Origin of the sequence: Algoriphagus sp. Y33 (genome assembly GCF_014838715.1) — a bacterium.
GTDB lineage: Bacteria > Bacteroidota > Bacteroidia > Cytophagales > Cyclobacteriaceae > Algoriphagus.
In genome coordinates this window covers 1,594,477-1,611,019 of record NZ_CP061947.1, presented here as the reverse complement: position 1 = coordinate 1,611,019, position 16,543 = coordinate 1,594,477, and the positions used below count along the sequence as shown (strand labels likewise).

12 protein-coding genes are annotated in these 16,543 nt (G+C 40.5%); 2 read left to right on the top strand and 10 right to left on the bottom strand.

Annotated features, from left to right (window positions below):
* Positions 1-6: 6 nt before the first annotated feature.
* The 4 genes from ID165_RS06470 to ID165_RS06455 form a co-directional block, all read right to left on the bottom strand.
* Positions 7-1,413 (bottom strand): epimerase, encoded by a 1,407-nt coding sequence (locus ID165_RS06470; protein ID WP_192349550.1) that lies wholly within the window; start codon positions 1,411-1,413, stop codon positions 7-9.
* A gap of 55 nt (positions 1,414-1,468) precedes the next feature.
* Positions 1,469-2,839, bottom strand: a complete 1,371-nt coding sequence (locus tag ID165_RS06465; RefSeq protein ID WP_225587010.1) for a putative oxidoreductase C-terminal domain-containing protein — start codon at positions 2,837-2,839, stop codon at positions 1,469-1,471.
* Positions 2,840-2,851: 12 nt separating this feature from the next.
* A complete protein-coding gene (locus tag ID165_RS06460; protein WP_192349549.1) occupies positions 2,852-4,222 on the bottom strand; it encodes a Gfo/Idh/MocA family protein in 1,371 nt (456 codons plus the stop codon).
* A 92-nt stretch (positions 4,223-4,314) separates the two neighbouring features.
* The gene (locus tag ID165_RS06455; RefSeq protein WP_192349548.1) at positions 4,315-5,283 is read right to left on the bottom strand and encodes a PmoA family protein; all 969 of its coding nucleotides are present in this window, start codon (positions 5,281-5,283) and stop codon (positions 4,315-4,317) included.
* A gap of 80 nt (positions 5,284-5,363) precedes the next feature.
* Here ID165_RS06455 and ID165_RS06450 point away from each other — a divergent pair, with 80 nt between their 5' ends.
* A complete protein-coding gene (locus tag ID165_RS06450; protein WP_192349547.1) occupies positions 5,364-6,290 on the top strand; it encodes a ThuA domain-containing protein in 927 nt (308 codons plus the stop codon).
* A 166-nt stretch (positions 6,291-6,456) separates the two neighbouring features.
* On the opposite strand, the gene ID165_RS06445 is transcribed toward ID165_RS06450, so the two are convergent.
* From ID165_RS06445 to ID165_RS06430, 4 genes are all read right to left on the bottom strand, one after another.
* Positions 6,457-6,798, bottom strand: coding sequence for a zinc ribbon domain-containing protein YjdM (locus ID165_RS06445; RefSeq protein ID WP_192349546.1), 342 nt, complete (start codon positions 6,796-6,798; stop codon positions 6,457-6,459).
* A 93-nt stretch (positions 6,799-6,891) separates the two neighbouring features.
* Positions 6,892-8,142, bottom strand: coding sequence for an NAD(P)/FAD-dependent oxidoreductase (locus ID165_RS06440; protein WP_192349545.1), 1,251 nt, complete (start codon positions 8,140-8,142; stop codon positions 6,892-6,894).
* Between the two features lie 172 nt (positions 8,143-8,314).
* Positions 8,315-9,199 carry a hypothetical protein gene (locus ID165_RS06435; protein ID WP_192349544.1) on the bottom strand — a complete coding sequence of 295 codons (885 nt, stop codon included), beginning with the start codon at positions 9,197-9,199 and terminating at the stop codon, positions 8,315-8,317.
* A 9-nt stretch (positions 9,200-9,208) separates the two neighbouring features.
* Positions 9,209-11,248, bottom strand: coding sequence for a hypothetical protein (locus ID165_RS06430; protein WP_192349543.1), 2,040 nt, complete (start codon positions 11,246-11,248; stop codon positions 9,209-9,211).
* 276 nt (positions 11,249-11,524) lie between these two features.
* Between ID165_RS06430 and ID165_RS06425 the strand changes: the two genes are divergently transcribed.
* On the top strand, positions 11,525-12,727 hold the full coding sequence (locus ID165_RS06425; protein ID WP_225587009.1) for a sorbosone dehydrogenase family protein: 1,203 nt from the start codon (positions 11,525-11,527) through the stop codon (positions 12,725-12,727).
* Positions 12,728-13,005: 278 nt separating this feature from the next.
* On the opposite strand, the gene ID165_RS06420 is transcribed toward ID165_RS06425, so the two are convergent.
* Positions 13,006-13,380, bottom strand: a complete 375-nt coding sequence (locus ID165_RS06420) for a response regulator (RefSeq protein WP_192349542.1) — start codon at positions 13,378-13,380, stop codon at positions 13,006-13,008.
* Positions 13,355-16,516, bottom strand: a complete 3,162-nt coding sequence (locus ID165_RS06415; protein ID WP_192349541.1) for a PAS domain S-box protein — start codon at positions 16,514-16,516, stop codon at positions 13,355-13,357. Before ID165_RS06415 ends, ID165_RS06420 begins: the two co-directional genes overlap by 26 nt.
* Between the last annotated feature and the right edge of the window lie 27 nt (positions 16,517-16,543).

Genomic DNA, 16,543 nt, shown 5'->3' with positions numbered 1-16,543 from the left:
TAAAATTTAATTATGCCGGTTTTCCAAATATTTCTTAAACCTATTCATTACCCAAAGGTGGATTTTTGCCTGGGTATTTACATAGATAAGCCATGGTAGCCTTGGCACAAACTCATGGATGGCGGTAATAATATACCGGTTGTCCAGCACCCCCCGAAATTCTAGCCAACCATGATCAATTTTTTTTACCAGCCAGCCCCCGGATATGTAGAATAACTGCCTGTTCTCCTCACTTCGGTCCGGTATCAACGTCAATTGAAGCATAGGTTTTTTGCTCCAAAGCAGGTAAAAAACTATTTCACCGCTATCCAACATTTCGCCATTGATCCAAAACTTGAAAAAGAACGGAAGCCAAATATTATAACGCTGGGCGACCCAAGTCGCAGAATCACCCTGTGGATTTGCCATTCGTTGAATACTTCTAACCGTATTCTTTACTTTATCCAAGGAATAGAAACTTGGCATCTTTGGCTGAATGTCTGAATCCAATGCTACTCTGACGGATTCTTCATAGGTCAGGTAATCAATGTGCTTTTCCCGAAACTTTAGTTCCTCAGATACTGTCAAGGTATGCTTTAGACTTTCCACCAGAGGTGAAACCAATTGAGGGGGAGATTCACCAAAAAAGCCCACCCAGAGCTTTGAAAGCCCTAGGGAAAATACAGGAACTGAAAACACCAATCGCTTTTTCCCCAATTGTTTGGCTGTCAACTCAAGCATATTTCTGTAGGAAATCACTTCTGGACTACCTATTTCAATTGCCTGTCCATAGACGTTCTCATTTCCCACACAGGTGTCAATAATATCGAGCGTATCCCTAAGTGATATCGGCTGAGTCAAAGACTCCGTCCATTGAGGACACATCAGCACGGGTAGATTTCTCACCAAATTCTTAATCATATCAAAAGAAGAACCTCCGGGACCAACAATGATAGATGCCCGGATGGCTGTAAGTTGCGCTGATCTGACACCCAGCGTATCCTCTACTTCCAGCCGGCTCTTTAGATGTCTGGAAAGACTATCGCTGATTTCTTTTGGGAGCAATCCACCCAAATAAATAATCTGTTTCACCTTATTTATGTGTGCTGCCCGACTGAAATTATCCGCAAGCAGTAAGTCCGTATCTTCAAAACTACCCTGGTTCAAACGGGTGGAAGCATTCATCGAATGGACTAAGTAGATTGCGACATCTACATCCTTAAGCACTTCTATTGTACTGGAAACAGAATACAATTCTACCTGCTTCCACGTTACTTCAGGATAGGGATTGTCCTTTACTTTTTTGCGACTCAGTGCTATGATGTTATACTTATGCCGGAAGTGATAGATAAACCATCGCCCCACATATCCCCCTGCACCGGCAATTGCTACAGTAGGTTTGGAAACAGGAATAGGCTGATCAGTTAATCCCATAAATTAAGAATTTAACTAACCAACCTATTTTTTGGTATTCCTGTTTATAATTCCCCTATTTTTCTTTTGCTTTTTTCAACGCTTCGGTAGTCGTGTAATACTTCACGATCATATTAGGTATTTCCCAAGCCGGCATATTCTTATTGGTAAAATACTCCAAATACTTCTCGGTAACCTGAGCAAAATGGGCTTCGTGCCCATTATGGTATTTTTCAGGAATAAGAATCTTATATTTTCCATCAGCTGTTTTTTCCAAATCAAGCCCCGGAAAACGCTCCTGTAAGCCATTCTTTACCATAGAAATCAACGCTTCATCCTGACCGTCCAGCAGCTCAACATATAGCGTAGCCACATAATTTTCATCCTGTCCCTGCTGAATAATTAAATTAGCCTTGGTACCACGCATCATGCTATAATGTGTATCAGCAGTGCCTTCGGGTGCCTGAAAATTCCATATCACGCTTACTTTGGAATGCACGCCCTTCAGGGTGTAGTTCATTTCTCCGTTGCTGTCAACACTCAGCTTATTGTCAGATACATTCTTCAACAAGAAGCCAGGAAATTCCGTTTTGCCGGTCACTAATCTAAATTGAGCTGAATCCAACACGGTAGGCCAAAGTTTTGCTGTCAGCATTTTTACGTCGGTGGTATCCAAGGTTTCATTTGGAAAAGCTTCCCATTGAACTAAATCCACCAAATGGGTGGTCACATCCACGATACCGGTACCTTCGATGTCTGTGTCGAAAAACCAATCCGGTCGGATCAGAGGATTTCCCGATACATATTTGAAGAAATGATGCACTGACTCCTTGGTGATCGCAGGATTTTCAAGTGTGCCTTTTTCCAATTTGCCGAAAACTGCCGGTACCATGGAGAGCTCTTTTTGCAAAATTGTGCTGATTTCAAACCGCTCTGTCATGATGTCATAAAGCAGAAGATCCTTTTGGCCTGCTTCATCAAAAACCTTTACAAGCTTATCAAACCCACTTTTATCAATCACCAAAGGCTTGTCAGCATATACATTGATCCCATTAGCTATGGCTGCAGAGATGTAATCAATCTTACGGTCGTTTTTCCCAGCTACCATCATTACGTTACCCGGTGTGGTCGCGATCATTTTCTCCAAATAATCTTCCCCTGTACTCACCTGTAGATTCCAGGCAGTAGGTTCTTCCTCGCGGTTGTTATATCCTGCCAGGCGGCCCATATAGTCTTTCAGTTCAGCACCTTCCGGAGCAAATACATATACCGTGGAATCCACCTGAGGATACATGGATTTATGGATGAGCCCGGCATGAAAATGTCCGGGATCTAAGGACATTATTGTAATCTCAGCGTTCGATTCAGGAAGTTCACTCACATGTTCTTTATTTTCGCAGGAGAGTAATATCCCTGCCGCAATGGCTACAAGAGCTGTATTTTTCAAAATATTCTTTAATTAGGCTTTAACATAATTAGTACCATAAGGTGCTCGCTGTGGTCTTTCCAACATGGTGTTGGCTTCCGGATCGTTAATGAATTGCTCAGCTTTGGCATCCCATTCCAGCTTTCTTCCCAGCTTCATGGAAATATGTGTCACTAAACAAACAGAGCAAGATCGATGGCCGATTTCAACCGGAGAAAGCAATTCATTATTTCCTTGAATAGCTCCCAGCCAGTTGCCATGGTGTTCATCACTTTTGATCAATTGAATTTCATCAGGGCCGATCACCGATTGCAAGATCTTAGGATCTGAAGCATCCAGAGCTTTGGCACTATTGCTTTGGTCCACCGGATCAGATGCAGAAGCCACGTAACTACCACGGGATACCCAAATCCATCCTTCCGTACCTTCATAGCGTATTCCATTCGGATAGCCACCACTCGTGTACATAGTGATTCCATTGTCATATTCAGCTTTTGCCATGAAATCTCCATGTACATCCCAAAGTCCTGACTGAGGAAACTCAGCTACTGCCTGAATATATCGGGGACCCGTCAACTCAGTATCCATGCCCCAGGCCGCAGAATCGTAGTGGTGCTGTCCCCAGCCCGTGATCATTCCTGCACCAAACTGCTCCAGTCTCAACCAACCCGGCCTATCATAGCCTCTCGCCGGATGGACCCCTATCTCAGTATATGGAACCTCTGGGGTAGATCCGAGCCACATATCATAATTTAAATTTGCAGGAACAGGCATTGGAGCAGCTTCAGGGCCGGCAGGATCACCCGGTAAGCCGACCCTTACGGTGTGAAGCTTGCCTATCCTGCCATTTCTTACCAGTTCAGCTGCAATTCTAAATTGCTCGCTGGATCTCTGCTGTGTACCGAGTTGAAGTACAGTCCCTGATTTTTTCACCGCATCCACTAACTGTCTTCCCTCCCGAATTGTCAAAGAGGTTGGCTTTTGTACGTAGACATGTTTTCCTGCCAATGAAGCTTCCATCGCTGGCTGGGAATGCCAGTGATCAGGGGTGCTGATTACGATCGCATCTATATCCTTATTCTGAAGCATCTCCTTATAATCCCCGTATTGGATTACGTCCAGATAGGTTTTCCCCATTTTCTTGGTATAGTAATCCTCAACCAGTTTTTTGCCATCCGCCATTCGATTGCTATCCAAATCAGACACTGCAATTACACGTGCTATATCATGACGCATTACCCCCGGTAAATCATGATCCCTCGCTATTCTCCCACAGCCTATTTGCCCTATATTTATTTTATTGCTCGGTGCATTTTTCCCAAAAACCGAGGCAGGCACAATCGTAGGAAAGCCAATCGCCGCACTTGCCAAAGCACTATTTTTGATAAATTCTCTTCTTTTCATATTCATAATGGGTTATCTAACTTTGGGTTTCCATTTATTAATTATTCAACCGTTAAGTCCTCTATTCAAACGGAGACTGTTTACTTAGCTACTCATTTCACAAACGCCTTCCAATAGCCTTCTGCTTCTTCAGCTGTCATCTTACCGTCAAAAACAATCATTCGGTATTTCAGCGTATAGCGCTGATTGGGCAGAATTTCCCAAGAATCATGTCGGATCGGTGTGAACTCCACAAAGACATTCCCTATTCGATTGTAATTATTCTCAGGCCAGACACGTAGAGGTTCAGGGTGGGACTTGTTGGTATTATGGCTTAAAAACAGAATTCCACTTTCTCCCGAGACATCCTCAGTTTCTCCCTGTACAAGAACCCATTTTGCATTTGTGCTGTCTGCGGTCTTTCTGGCATCTCCTTCAGAGGTTAGAATGGTACTGTTGTCAGAACCCCATTTCTCGGTGGCCCGAAAGCCAATTCCACCTCCATAGCGGTAATCATCAAGAAGAATTCCGCCGGGAATAGTCGTTTCAATTGTAGTGGTATAATCCACCATGTAACGGCCTTTGTCCGCAGGCTTCACCTTGATGCGAAGATCCTCGGCTATGGCAATACGCTCAGCTTCTGGAGCTTTGAGGTCCAGATGATTCTGTCTCACATTGAGCTCAGCTGCTCCACCTGCCTCTTTTTTGGACAGCACATGTGAAAAATCCACTCTTCCTTTTTGATCTCCCAGATTCCAAAAATCCACCTCCCTACCACTGATGGTAGCACGGGTCCAAGGTCCCCATACCCCATAGTGGTGATAATGGTCCTTTGGCTGAATTCTGGTAAGAACTTGACCCGATGGGGACTTTAGGGGATGAATAAATCCGGATTTTGCAAAATCTTTTTTTATGCCTTCCGGCACGTCAGCTACAGCCGTTTGGTAAGTGAGAACAGGCTGATTATCAATCACGAAATCAATTCCGCTCTCGGTCTCCTTCAATGCTACTTTTTGCGCATTAGCCACTACCATTAAACATTGAGTAACAGCCAGTACGCAGAAAATTCTTTTGAATATCATATAAAATTCAGGTTATTGGGATAGAGTTTTAAAGATATAGAATTCTAAATTATCAACTAAACTGTTTATCCAATTACCTCATGAAGAAGATTATTATCTACGGAATCGTTTTCCTAACCGGTGTCAATTTCGCTCTTGCACAAAACCCAAAAGAGATTCCGTTGGATCAGGACTGGAAAGACAAAATCACCGATTTAGCCCCAGAAAAGGCAAGATTTCCTTTTAAAAGTAAAAAGAAGGTGCTCGTGTTTTCTTTGCACACCGGATTTGTGCACTGGGTAAATCCCCATACTGAAGCCATGTTTGAAATCTTGGGAGAAAAAAGCGGCGCATTTGAGGTGACTTCCAGCAGTGACATTGAAATGATTGAAAAAGACCGGCTAAAAGAATTTGATCTGCTGATCCTCAACAACACCAACTCGAAGCCTGAGTATAGAAATCTGTTTGTAGACAAACTCAGTGAGGATTCAAATTTGGATAGTGTGGAAGTCTGGAAAAAAGCTGAGACACTCGAGCAAAATATCATTAATCATGTGAAAAAAGGAGGTGGATTATTTGTGATCCACGGCGGAAATACCACGCTCAATAACTCCATGGATTTTTCTAAATTAATCGGTGGATCCTTTGATTACCATCCCAAGCAACAGGCGATCAATGTTCGCTTGGTTGATCCCAATCATCCTTTGGTCAAGGCCTTCCCGTCAGGAGGCTTTACTCACATCGATGAACCTTACTTTTACAAAGGAGCATATAGCTCTCTGGATTTCAAACCCTTACTATATTTCAACAATGCTGAGATTGAAGGTCAGCGAAAAGAAACTGAGCAATTGGAAGGCGTAACCTATGTGGCTTGGATTAGAAAAGAAGGTAAAGGTCATGTGCTTTATTGTTCCCCTTCGCATAATGGGCAAAGTTTTGAAAACCCTGGCCTATTGCAGTTCTATTTGGACGGAATGCAGTATCTGGTCGGAGATGTAGAAGTGGATGAAACACCTATTGGAAAGTAAACAGTGATCAATTTTCAATAAGCGGTGGGAAGCTTGTAATAATTTCAAACTTCCCACCGCTTATTTTTTTAATTTTATGCTAAAAAGACTTTTTGCAATCAAAAATCTGTTTTAATCTGCGTAGTTATCAGCGTAAATCTGCGGGAAACAAGAAAATCCAAAATCCCTAAGCTTTCCTCACAAATTCACTTTTCAGTGCCATAGAGCCAAAACCATCGATCTTGCAGTCGATATTATGATCTCCTTCTACCAGTCTGATGCTTTTCACTTTAGTCCCTGCCTTGATTGGTTTGGGAGCTCCTTTCACAGGAAGATCTTTCACAATTGTCACGGAATCACCATCAGCCAATACAGTTCCGTTGGCATCTTTGACGACTAATGTTTCTAGTACTTCTTCCTGAATTTCATCCAGTTTCCATTCATAACTGCACTCTGGACACACCAATTTATCATCCAATTCATAGCCATAAGGCGAGTTACATGCGGGGCAAGGAGGTATATTTTCCATGGCGCAAAGGTAATGCAAATATTCGTAGCCATAGAAAAGGTCAGTTGCAATTTGCCCTACAAAGGCAAAAATCTACTACTCTGTATGGGATTTTCAATGAACAGTCATATAGCTACGAACCACAGCTTCAGCAGCAAGTCTTCCCGAGGCCATAGCGGCGTTTATTGATCCGTTCAGAAGGTAATCTCCCGCCAAGAATACATGATCTGTCATTTTGCACTCAGTAAAAGTTATTCTATCTTTTACATCCTCTACTTGGGGAAGTGCATAAGGTATCAAGTATAATTTTAGAAATTTAAAATACTCCGCTTTGATTTGTGATATTGACTCTAACTCTTTTTGTACAGCTCTTATTAATGCTTTTTCAGGCAAATCTGTATCTAGGATGGAAACGGACAGCAGTGCCTTTTCATTTTGGGAATATGCTTCGGAGACATCTGTCATAAACACCAAATTATTGATTAGATGGTTATTTCCGGGTATCAAACCCAGCATGGGACGGGCTATAAATGATTTGTAAAGAGAAAAATAAAGGGTTATTACTGATTGTGACTTGACAAATTGTCCTTTCAACTGCTTCATAAATTTATCAGGTTGCGTGGCGATAATGATCTTGTCTGCTTGGATACTTTCACCATTTTCTAAGTGAATCTCAGTTCCTTGCACATTAATTACTTTGCTATTGAATAATATTTTTGTGGTAGCCAACTGATTTCTAAGCATGTTGGGAATCTCAATTATACCTTTTGCAGGTACAGCCCCCATTCCTTCAGAAAACATTTTGAAGACGAATTCAAACATTCTGGAAGAAGTTTTCAGGTCTTTCTCCAAAAAGATCCCTCGAAAAAACGGTATGAAAAAATTAGTGATTATCTGCTCAGTGAAACCATAATCCCTCAAATACCTGTGTGTGGGAACAGAAAGCTCATTGAAAATCTCATCTATTGTTTTTTTCTTTAGCCTTTGGGTCAGGTTAAACATCTTGACTTTATCATAAAAACTTCCCACATGCGAAAAAGCCATATTGACTATTTTAAGTGGATTACGGAGAGGATCCGAAACAATGAAAGTTTTCTTTCTTCCAAAAATCACTGCTCCAGGCTCGAAATATTTAAGATTCAAAGCAGAAAAATCCAAGTATTTCTTTGCTTCAGGATAAGCAGTTAAAATTACCTGAAAGCCGTGATCCAGCAAAAAACCATCCAATTCATCAGTTTTCATTCGACCGCCTATTCCTTCACTACCTTCCAAAATTACGGGGGAATAGCCGGATTTCTCGAGCTCTAATGCCGCGACCAAACCGGCGACACCTGCTCCTATAATCACTGTTTTATGATCTCTCATGAGTTTAGTTTTTTTATAAAAATCATTCTGTACACTTATATGTGAATGGAATTTAACTTAGAGTAGTGAAAATTGTTTTCACCGAAAACACCGGCAATTGCAACACTTTCCCGGAACAACATAAGCTATTATATTAGTTTTATAAACTGACCTAATCTTCATCAGAACTAGGTTACAAATTTCCCTCTACCCAAGGAATTCCTAATAAAAAGTACTTGTTTAACACCTTTTCCATTGCTACTGAATCTTCTTCCAATAATTCCAAAATAAGTGATGCAATGGTTCTTTTCCCTTTTTTCACCGCACAGGATACCCAACGCCTTGATAGAAATACATTTGCTTTAGTATTGATTTTATATGGACTTGCCAAGAGGCATTTTGTAGCACCGCTCTGATACCAGGCTAAGGCAATATTTTCAGGAAAATCTCTGTCCAAGGTAGAGCAGGTAAACCAAAGCGTAGAATTAAGTGGGTAACGGCATTTGTTAGAAAGCAAATCCACTGTGTCCAGCTGACTGTACCCCCGCAATTTATCCCCTTCCCCATGTCCCCAATAAAGCCAATTGCCCTCCATTAGGGAGATTGCGTGTAAAATGTCAGGTTTAAAATAATCCCCCGGATGATATGGCTGTCCTATTTGATGTTCGTAAAGTGCCAGCATTTCGGTATAGTCCGGTTGATATTGGCATGTCAAATGTGTTTTATTGGATGTGTTTTTATCCATTGAGAGGTCTTCTAGTGCTTGCGCCACGCACTGCCAGCAGTCAGCAAAAAACACTGAACATATCCAGTTACCACCAGTTTTTTTTTGAATTATAGATGGCCAAAAATCAATTTTATCTCCACAGGCGAAACTCGCCGGAAGCACAATCATAGCAGATTCCGCTTGATTTAGAATCATTTTCTCTTCCACAAAAGGAAGGTAGGACCTTGGGTCAGGCCCAAAAGATTCACACAGCGGAATAATAAAATAGCGGGATTGAGGTGTATTCAATCCCGCTAAAAAATCAGAAGCTTCCCCATACCAGCAAGTAGGCAAAATAATAGCTCTCTTCATCTAAAAAAATCAGTTATTCACAAATATCAAGTTGCTTTCCAGCCGTAAGTCTTTCAAACTAAAAGGACTTATTACAAATCTCCCTTTATAAACCTGTTTGGCAAAAGGGCGAAGAAGATCTACAGGAATTTTGGTACGCTGACCATCAAACTCAGCTTTCCAATATTCCTCCACCAGTACCGCTTGCTGTTCCCGCTCCAAACTGAGTAGTCTTCCGTTTGCTCTCTGCAGATCAGCTTCGGAAAGATTGTAGGCTTTGCCGAAAAACTGAGAATGCAAGGCCTCTATCATGTAAACTCCTCCGGAAGTGACAGCCTGCCACACATGGGCCAGTTCATGTATCAAGGTATCCATTCGCAAAGTAGAACCTGATTTGTAGTTGATTACATACATCGTGGTAAACGGACGATTTTTATTCATCCACATGATCAGGTCAGCCGCAAGGCTTGCGTCAGTCAATTTCACTCGGTCAAGATCAATGGAAACACCAAATACTTTTTCAGCTTCGGCCCGTTCAGCAGCTGTAAGGCCACGGTGGGAACCAAATACATCCATCAGGATAGCAAACACCAGCGCAGCAATAGATGCTCCAAGCTTAGTTGCTTCTATCATCAGGGAAACTGCCGATTTACCTATTTGAATCAATCCTTTGATCAACCCTTCTCTAAAGGCAACTCTCACATTCGTTACTATTTCTTTCAGAACCTCTCTCCAGTGATTCAGTGTGCCGATCAATGCCGTGATAAGTGTACGGATTACAGAAATTGATTTTTGCGCTATGGTTTCCAGTATATCTTTTATTACAGTCCATATTATGCGTAATGCCTGCATTAATTTCCTAGCCAAAGCAGCGGTAAATCTAGCAATATCGTTAAGAATTGATGCCAGGGAAATTGCCAAATCCTTAATGGCTCCTAAAATCACCGCCAGCTGCTGAATTGTTCTATTTACCACAGCGTTTAGCATATTGTAGATAGAATTTCCCAAATCTTTCAAGGCGGATATCACTACCCTTGCTATTAGTCTGGATTGGTTGATTACGGCCTGCATTATTTCGTGCAAGGTTCTTCCGATTTTTTTCAATTCCTGAACCAATCTTTTTGCAAAATCAAAAGCAAAACGATCTAATCTTGATATAAAATCAATCACTCTTTTTCCTACACTGATCAGAGCTTTCACAATGGCATTCAGTCTGGAAGCTGCCATTTTAGCTACTTCTATCAAAAGAGAAGTAAATGAACCCAAAAGACTTTCCAATTTTCTCAAAACAGTTTTCAAAACACTTTCCGCCTGAGCTATTGCCCAATTGAGAACTTCCAATCCCTTTTTCCCAGCTTCGATTACAGCCTGTACAAACTTGTTTATTGCTGCCGTTCCTTTTTTTACCGCTTCAGACAGCACTTGTGCCACAGATTTCCCTGCAGCCAATATAGCTTCCACGAAGTCCGAGATTTTATCCTGAGTCCAAGTCGCTACTTTTGTGATAGCCTCTGCAAGGTTCTTTCCAGCAGCTTTAATTGCATCCGCCACTGTATTTATCGCTCCGACGACTGTGTCGACTACAGTGCCTACCGCATCTTTGACCCATCCCCACAGTCCGTCTGTTTCATCAGGAACTACTCCTGTTTTAAGAATTTTGCCAGCGGCACTTAGCCATTCTGCTACATCCTTGATGTCTCCCCCTTCACCAAAGTAATCTGCCATCATGTCGCCGGCCTCGCTTCTTTTCATTCGGGCAATTTGATGGACTAAAAGTGGCGCCTGTCTATTCTTCAAAAAACTCTTCACCACTGTTTTTCTAGAAGCTGGCTTTGCTTTGGCGGACCAAGTTGCAAGTTCAAATGCTTCTTCAAAATCGCCTGTTTGACTGCGAAGAAGTATGGTCTTGGATGTTAGATCCAATTCTTTGATACTTGTATCTTCACTGTTTTTCAAGACTTGATGGATGCTTTTCCGATCCACTTTAAAAAGCTGCATGCTTTCAAATTTTGTTTTCAAGCTTTTGCTTGACTGAATTTTTTTCAATTGTGTTTCATTGAGATTTCCCATGAGGACAAAAGTTTAAGTAGTAAAAATTGATTTCAAGAAAGACTAAAAGTACTGGGACTACAGCAATTTATCAGGGCAATAATTACTAGAAAAAAATCTAAAAAAACGGATAAGCAATAATCAAGAACATTGGAATGAAATAGTATCTCTTATTTGGAACCACTGACATCAACCCTAATCCCAGGGGGATATTTTTTTCATTACTAATTTTTGATTACAGCTAGGTTATTCTAACTTAAATAAACTCCAAAAAATCCAAATCGATTTGATTTACGTATGAATTACAACATAATATTCTGCAAGCATATGAAAATCTACATCAATACACTACTGTTTTTACTCTTGTCATTCACTACCGCATGTTCACAGGAAAACTCCACGGATCCACCAGAAGCTACAGGGAATTTGAGAGTGGCGGAAGCTTTTCCCAATCTTTCATTTACGAGACCCGTTGATCTTCAGCATTCGGGAGACAATTCGGATAGACTATTTGTCGTGGAGCAGAGAGGCGTTATTTCAGTTGTTCAAAATGATCCAAGTACTACAGAAAAAACTGAATTTCTAGCTATTGAGAGCAAAGTGGATGATAGTGGAAATGAGGAAGGCTTATTAGGACTTGCATTTCACCCTAACTATGAGAGCAACGGGTATTTCTATGTGAACTATACAGCCGCAAATCCGGATAGGACGGTGATCTCACGTTTTAGTGTTTCTTCCTCTAATCCAAATCAGGCAGATGCTGACAGCGAACTTGTCCTATTACAGTTCGATCAACCCTATTCCAATCATAATGGAGGGCAAGTTTCATTTGGACCGGACGGATACCTCTACATTGCCGTAGGAGATGGGGGAAGCGGTGGAGACCCGCAAGAAAATGGACAAAATCGAAGTACTTTGTTGGGAAGTATTCTTAGAATAGATGTAGACCAGCAGAATGAAGCAGTGAGCTATTCCATTCCTGACGATAACCCATTTGTCGGCAATACAGAAGGCTTCCGTGAGGAAATTTATGCTTACGGCCTACGTAACCCCTGGAGATTTAGCTTCGACTCTTCCAATGGTCAACTATGGACAGGAGATGTAGGACAAAACAAGTACGAGGAGATAGATATAATCGTAAAAGGGGGTAATTACGGTTGGAATGCCATGGAAGGTTTTCATTGTTTCAACTCGTCAGATTGTGATGAAGAAGCACTGGAAATGCCGGTTTGGGAATATGACAGGTCACAGGGAGATGTATCCGTAACAGGAGGTTTTGTATACCATGGGGAAGAATTACCGGAATTGGAAGGATTGTATGTTTATGCAGACTTTGCCTCAGGCAGAATCTGGAGCTTGGATAGTAATGATCCCGAAAACCCCATAAATACAGAACTACTAAAAGCTCCATTTCCAATTTCATCGTTTGGAATTGACCAAAATCAGGAATTGTATATCTGCGGTTTTGATGATAAGATTTATAAGCTAAGTAATGAATAACTCACCACTCAATCCATAATTACAGGAACTAAATCATTTTATAGCAATCTGCCACATTGCTCTCAGTGCTACAAAATCCAATAGTGACACCAAACACCCTCAAACAGTCAAAATACTAAAAGCCAAAATCTGTCAAATCTAAGCTAATCTCCAATGGATTCACTATCTCAATCAGGGTAAACAATATTGTACTTCCTGCACATTATGAGGACTTACTTCCATCACGGTCAAACTGATCTTACGAAAAGTTGGCCCAATCCCATCTTAAATGCCTCAGACTACTCAGTAAAAATCAAGGGATCGAGGTCACTGGATTTGAGTGGCTTTACCATATAGGAAACCACATTCACATTACTTTTCGCTCTCATTTTGTCAGAAGGATCCAAAGAAGATGTCACAATATGAATCTGTAAATTCGTTTCTTTTTCCTCTGAAGAGATTGCGTCCAAAAAGGCCCATCCATCCATAATTGGCATATTCAAGTCTAGGAAAATCAGATAGCAATAAGTCGGGTGATTTCTTATATGTTCTAAAGCCTGGAGTCCATTAGTAAACAATTTCACGGAAATGCCGGGAAAATTATGCTGAACTACTTTAGTATGTATAAAATTAACTATGGGATCATCATCAATTAATAATATTTGCTTTATCATCTTCTTTGATAGCTTCTGTTTTGTGAATAATATCATGAATCACACTGTCCAATTCCTCTGCTGAAGCAGAAATCATATCAAAGATTTCCTCATGTGATTTACCTCCGTAATTATGCTCTTTGGCAAGGTATATCAAACCCATTATTTTGGAAAGTGGAGCTCTGATCACATGCGATTGCAACCATGCAATTTCACGAAGCTTGTTATTTTGTTGCTTGATTTTTTCCAACTGCTGTCTAGATACTGTCACATCTAAAGCTGAACCTACAGATCTCAAAGGATCGCCCTTTTCATCTCTCAATATATAACATCGATCCACAAAATAAGCAATGGAACCATTCTCAGCCAACACCTTGTATTCCTTAGACCAAGAGTTTTTGTGTCTATTTTTGAGGGCAGCCTGAAGTGAGTTCCAGACTGCCTCTAAATCGTCCGTATGAATTTTCCTAAACCAAGAATTCCCTTCTTCAAATGACTCGCTAGCCTCATAGTTGATCAGTTTTTCATAACCGCTACTGCGACTTATCATCTGGTTTTGATGATCTATTTCCCAAATCATTTCGTTGCTTGCCTGAATAGCTAAACGAAACCTCTCATTGCTCAGTGCCAGCTGCAATTCATATTCTTTACGCTCTGTAATATCCTGGATAGTCCCTTCTATTCTGAAAGGAATTTGCTTCTCATCAGTTAAAATTCTTATTTCCTGATGTACCCATTTGATTTTATTCGAAGCCGTCAAAATCCTATGCTCAAAACTTTGGACCGTACCCGGTTCAATCTTGTCATTGGGGTTGGATTCGATTAGGTGCCTATCATCGGGATGAAAGGTTTTTGCCACATTGGCCATAGAAGGCACAAAGTTCTCAGGAGTGTAGCCATGTATTGCATAGGTCTCTTCACTCCATTCAGAAATATCTGAGTCAAAATCCCGAAGCCAATAACCCAGTTTTGCGATTTTATGGGCACTTTTAAGTTTTTCATAGGCTGTGCTCAGTTCTATTTCTGCTATTTTTTGACCTGTGACATCCTTAGCCACTGCAATAATAATTTTCGATTCAGGTATAACTTTCCCTTTCCATACCAACCATTTTACTTCTCCTGTTTTTGTTAAAAACCTAGTCTCAAATGAATTAGAATTATCTCCTGAAATGAAAGAATTTAATCGCTCTTCAGATTTGGCTTTGTCATCTTTATGAATAAACTGAAACACAGGCTTACTACTCAACTCTAACCTACTGAACCCCAATAGTTCTTCAAAAGAATTATTGAATTTTTTCAAATAACCATCAAACCCCAAAAGACAGTGTAGATCGGGCGAAATATTATAAAAATTGCGAAAATGCTCCTCTGTAACTTTTTGTTTGACTGCAGATCCTATTTGTGATCCAACCTCGGTAAGCAGTTTAATCTGACCGGAAAGATCTTGTTTCTCAAAAGATGAGAAGCAGATTATAGCCCCCAAAAATTCGTCATTGTAAAAAAGAGGAATCCCTATAGCTGTCTTTAAATTAACCTTTTCAGTTCCTCTCAATCGATTAAAACAATCACTTTCGGCAAGATTATCAATAACAAATGGTTGTTGAATATTCCAAATATGGCCCGGAAGCCCTTGGTTCTTCTCAAAACTATCCACAGTTAAGAAATTTAGATAAAAGTCCCTAAAAACTTCATTTTGGTATGATTTAGAAATTAAATCAATCCTAGATTTATCTTCCGAGACTAACCATATCTCTCCTATGTTTATTTTGGAGAGCATGACCAATTTTTTCAACGCCTTGGTTAAGGAAAATGCCAGAGAACTTGGCTGACTAATAATTCTCGTCAAAGAAGATAATAACCTCTCTCCCTTCATTTTTTCCACTTCTGCCGTTACATCTTTAGTATTGGCTACTATTCCATCTATAGCGGGATCTGAACTATGATTGCTAAGATTGGTCTGAATCCATCGCCAGTTGTGTTGCGAATCAAGAAAGCGATAGGGCTCAATTACTATTTCATTTTGTGAAGTCAATTGCTCCAAGCATTTTCTTATCCGAGGTGCATCATCAACATTGATAAAATCAAAGGCGCTTTTTCCAATAAATTCCTCCGGAGGAATTCCAAGGACTTTTGTTGAGGTAGGTGCTACGTATTTATAATAACCCTGAGCGTCCACAATAGCTATCAGATCAGATCCATTTTGTACGAGTGACCTGAATTTAGCCTCACTGTTCACAAGGTCTTGATGTTTTTGGGCTTTCTTAATTACATGACCAAGATATGAGGTTAGAGTTTTTAGTAGCTGCAGTTTATCTTCTTGCCATTTTCTTTCTTTTACACAATCATCAACTCTGATGAAACCTGAAAATTCGGTATTGACCATCACTGGGACTGCAAGAATGGTTCTGGTATCCTGTTTTTGCAAAAAACGCTTGACTAGAGAAGGTGCTAAATCCGAAACAATGGCTTCGAAATGCTCTCCATCAATTAAGGATTGAGTATATAGGGATAGTATTGGAAATGGGATATTTTGAAAGTCCAAGTTATCTACTTGAGTCTCTCCCATGTTCTTCACCCATTTTAGTCTTTGGGAAGTAGCTTGCTCCAATGCATTATTTTGATAGAAATAAATCCTTTCCACATTCAAAAACTTTCCTAAAAGTTGAAAACATTGTATCAACGCCTCTGTCCAATTCTCAGCCTTTAGAATAATGTCGTTTAATTCCCTTGTAGTTTTAAGTTGACGCTTTAATCTTTTGACACTTACTTCCTGCTGATATCTCTCAGTGAAGTCTATAGCGGTCACTAGTACCGCTTGTTTACCTTCAAAAATCACAGGGTTATTTTTTATTTGTACATAAATGATACTTCCATCTTTTTTCTGATGACAGAATAGACTTTGATTAAAACCATCAGTCATGGGAAGCACTACGTCAGTCATTCTCTCAAATTCCGGAATATCAACCTGGGCACTGATGTCATTGATCATCATTGAAAGGAACTCTTCCCTAGAGTATCCATAATGATGCATAGCCTCCCGGTTTACTGCCAGAAACCCATAGTTTTCCCGGTCATAGACCCACATAGGAAAAGGAGCCAGATCAAAAATGCCGTTACTAGAGCTAAGGTGTTCTTCAGAAATATAGACGCTGGTCATTATCCGATGATTTTCATTCGATTATTT

Coding starts and splice junctions, on each gene's coding strand:
- ID165_RS06470 (WP_192349550.1), bottom strand. CDS start 1,413: ATGGGATTAACTGATCAGCCTATTCCTGTTTCCAAACCTACTGTAGCA.
- ID165_RS06460 (WP_192349549.1), bottom strand. CDS start 4,222: ATGAAAAGAAGAGAATTTATCAAAAATAGTGCTTTGGCAAGTGCGGCG.
- ID165_RS06455 (WP_192349548.1), bottom strand. CDS start 5,283: ATGATATTCAAAAGAATTTTCTGCGTACTGGCTGTTACTCAATGTTTA.
- ID165_RS06450 (WP_192349547.1), top strand. CDS start 5,364: ATGAAGAAGATTATTATCTACGGAATCGTTTTCCTAACCGGTGTCAAT.
- ID165_RS06445 (WP_192349546.1), bottom strand. CDS start 6,798: ATGGAAAATATACCTCCTTGCCCCGCATGTAACTCGCCTTATGGCTAT.
- ID165_RS06440 (WP_192349545.1), bottom strand. CDS start 8,142: ATGAGAGATCATAAAACAGTGATTATAGGAGCAGGTGTCGCCGGTTTG.
- ID165_RS06435 (WP_192349544.1), bottom strand. CDS start 9,199: ATGAAGAGAGCTATTATTTTGCCTACTTGCTGGTATGGGGAAGCTTCT.
- ID165_RS06430 (WP_192349543.1), bottom strand. CDS start 11,248: ATGGGAAATCTCAATGAAACACAATTGAAAAAAATTCAGTCAAGCAAA.
- ID165_RS06425 (WP_225587009.1), top strand. CDS start 11,525: ATGAATTACAACATAATATTCTGCAAGCATATGAAAATCTACATCAAT.
- ID165_RS06420 (WP_192349542.1), bottom strand. CDS start 13,380: ATGATAAAGCAAATATTATTAATTGATGATGATCCCATAGTTAATTTT.
- ID165_RS06415 (WP_192349541.1), bottom strand. CDS start 16,516: ATGACCAGCGTCTATATTTCTGAAGAACACCTTAGCTCTAGTAACGGC.